Annotated in this window: 5 protein-coding genes and 1 pseudogene; 4 read left to right on the top strand and 2 right to left on the bottom strand. The window is 42.4% G+C overall.

Translation table 11 applies throughout. The annotated features are described in order from the left end of the window. Nucleotides 1-107 precede the first annotated feature (107 nt). The 4 genes and pseudogenes from IM753_RS12710 to IM753_RS12700 all read left to right on the top strand — a co-directional run bounded on the left by IM753_RS12710 (nt 108) and on the right by IM753_RS12700 (nt 1,231). Nucleotides 108-416: a helix-turn-helix transcriptional regulator gene (locus IM753_RS12710; protein ID WP_062499845.1), complete on the top strand. Its 309-nt coding sequence runs from the start codon at nt 108-110 to the stop codon at nt 414-416. A gap of 12 nt (nt 417-428) precedes the next feature. Next, nucleotides 429-710, top strand: a pseudogene (locus tag IM753_RS13395) (rhodanese-like domain-containing protein); the annotation flags it as partial. Continuing rightward, nucleotides 691-1,002 (top strand): DUF2892 domain-containing protein, encoded by a 312-nt coding sequence (locus tag IM753_RS13390; protein WP_228707376.1) that lies wholly within the window; start codon nt 691-693, stop codon nt 1,000-1,002. The pseudogene IM753_RS13395 and the gene IM753_RS13390, both read left to right, overlap by 20 nt. 40 nt (nt 1,003-1,042) lie before the next feature. Beyond that, the gene (locus tag IM753_RS12700; protein WP_065255708.1) at nt 1,043-1,231 is read left to right on the top strand and encodes a DUF2892 domain-containing protein; all 189 of its coding nucleotides are present in this window, start codon (nt 1,043-1,045) and stop codon (nt 1,229-1,231) included. A 44-nt stretch (nt 1,232-1,275) separates the two neighbouring features. On the opposite strand, the gene IM753_RS12695 is transcribed toward IM753_RS12700, so the two are convergent. Together IM753_RS12695 and IM753_RS12690 are read right to left on the bottom strand one after the other, a co-directional pair. Beyond that, entirely contained in the window at nt 1,276-1,518 is a 243-nt protein-coding gene (locus IM753_RS12695; RefSeq protein WP_065255709.1) for a DUF333 domain-containing protein, read from the bottom strand. 69 nt (nt 1,519-1,587) lie between these two features. Next, nucleotides 1,588-2,139: a TetR/AcrR family transcriptional regulator gene (locus IM753_RS12690; protein WP_065255710.1), complete on the bottom strand. Its 552-nt coding sequence runs from the start codon at nt 2,137-2,139 to the stop codon at nt 1,588-1,590. Nucleotides 2,140-2,283: the final 144 nt, after the last annotated feature.

The raw sequence follows: 2,283 nt of genomic DNA, 5'->3' as shown, positions 1-2,283 counted from the left end.
AATGGGCGGTGTTTTTTATTGGCAAAAATAACGGCTTATTTTAAAATACACGCTTGACCTTGGCAAAATTTTATATTAGAATTAACTAAATTAGAGAAATCTAAACTATGAATGATACTGTATCCAATGCAACATTCCCCGAGCAAGCCAAACAAGCGAGCGACTTTTTACGCATTTTGGCAAACGAAAACCGCCTGCAAATCCTGTGCCTGCTGATAGAGCATGGCGAGATGAGTGTCGGACAAATCAATGCGATGACCACGCTTAGTCAGTCGGCACTCTCCCAGCATTTGGCAAAAATGCGAGATGAAGGACTGGTAAGTTATCGCAGGCAGTCTCAGACCTTGTATTATCGGATTTGTGATGACAGGGTTGCTCGTATCATCATGGTTTTAAAGGAAATTTTTTGTCCCTAAGGAGCAAAAACCATGCCCAAACCCCAAACAATCAGCCCAAACGAAGTCGCCCAAAAACTCGCCAAGGGGGCGACACTCATTGACATTCGCTCGCCTGATGAATTTGCCCGAATGCACATTGGTGGGGCGGTGTGCGTGCCGATTGACAGCCTTGATAAAGACAGTATCGCCAACCAAGTCGCCAACAATGCCAATCCACAAGGCGGTCAAAATGGCGAAAATATCGAAAATATCGTGATTTTTCACTGTCTATCAGGCATGAGAACCGCCCAAAATGCCGACAAAATCACCGCTTATACGTCAAATTGCACCGCTTATATCATGGACGGCGGTTTGCAGGCGTGGCAAAAGGCAGGGCTACCAACTGTCATTGACCGCACACAGCCCATTAGTCTTATTAAGGCAAGTGCAAATCGTGGCAGGGGTGCTGATACTGTTTGGTGTGGTGCTAGGCTCGCTTGTGTCGCCTGTGTTTTATGGCGTGAGTGGATTTGTCGGGGCAGGGCTACTATTTGCAGGGGTTACGGGCTTTTGTGGTATGGCAAGAGTGCTTGCCTTGTTGCCTTATAATCGTGTGTCGTCTTAATTTATCAATTGTTTTGTCCAAAATCATTTAGGAGAAAATCATGAAAAGTAATCTACACAGCATTGACCGTATCTTACGCTTGGTGGTTGGGGCGTTGCTTGTGGCTTTGGCGTTCATGGGCGTGATTGGGGTGTGGGGCTATATTGGGGCGGTGTTTGTTTTGACCGCATTTATCAACTTTTGCCCCATTTATCGGATATTTAATTTTTCTACCAAAAAGAAAGATTAAACGAGAAAACACCGTCCATTTGGACGGTGTTTTTATTACAAAAATTACTTTTGATGTTGGCGGAAAAATTCCCACTCTTCTACCACTTGACCATTTGGCAAATGGCATACGCCATATTCTGAGCCGTCTGCATTTTTGCGGATTTCGGTTTTTCCACCTTGTTTGGTACAAAATTCGGACGCAGGATTTGCCATACCGACAGCAGGGCTTTGGGCTTGATTGGTTGTGGTGCAAGCGGTTAAGGTTAGGGTGGTCATGGCGATACCTAATAGGGTGATTGTTTTCATAAAAAACCTTTATTAAAATAAAACGATATTATCCCATGTTTTGTTAAAAATACAAGCCATTAAGTCAATTCATTCGGTACTGGCAGGCTGGTGTTCATCGGACAATGCGTCCCAATTTTCCCCAATCCGTTTTAAATGCTCGCCAATTTTATCTGCCATATCATCAGGCGTTTGCACACGCCCACGCCGTATCCATTCATCAAGTGAGCCAAACACCAGTCCCATAATCAAACTGGTGCGATAGGCTTCCTCATCATCAAAAACAGGTTTTGCCCCGCAACAATCCTTAATGTATTGCAAAAATATGTGCGATAAATCATTGACATACAACAAATCCACAACTTCGCCCATATCGTTAATGCTGTGGAATATCGCCACAAAAATATCCTTGTTGCGAGTAAAAGGCTGACGAGCCAAAAACGCAGGCAACATATTAAGCTGTAAATAAAACACAATCGCCTGTTCTTTATTGGCAAAATTGCGATAAAACGATGAGCGGTTTACCCCTGCTTTTTGGCAAATTTCATTGATTTTAATTTCATCAAATGGTTTTTGTTTTAATAACAAAATCAAGGATTGGGCGATATAATCTTTGATGTGGGTGTTGAGTGTATTTTTCATTGCAAAACAAATGATTGGACAAATTTAGGGATATTTTAACAAAATCAAGATGATTTTTAAAACTGCCACAAATTTGCCGTTTTGTCGCAGTTTGGGCGACTTTCTCGTCTTTTGGCAACAAATCGGCTAAAATAGCATTCAAAT

This window comes from Moraxella sp. K127 (assembly GCF_015223095.1).
In the GTDB taxonomy this organism is placed as follows: Bacteria; Pseudomonadota; Gammaproteobacteria; order Pseudomonadales; family Moraxellaceae; genus Moraxella.
This window is presented reverse-complemented; position numbering and strand designations above follow the sequence as displayed.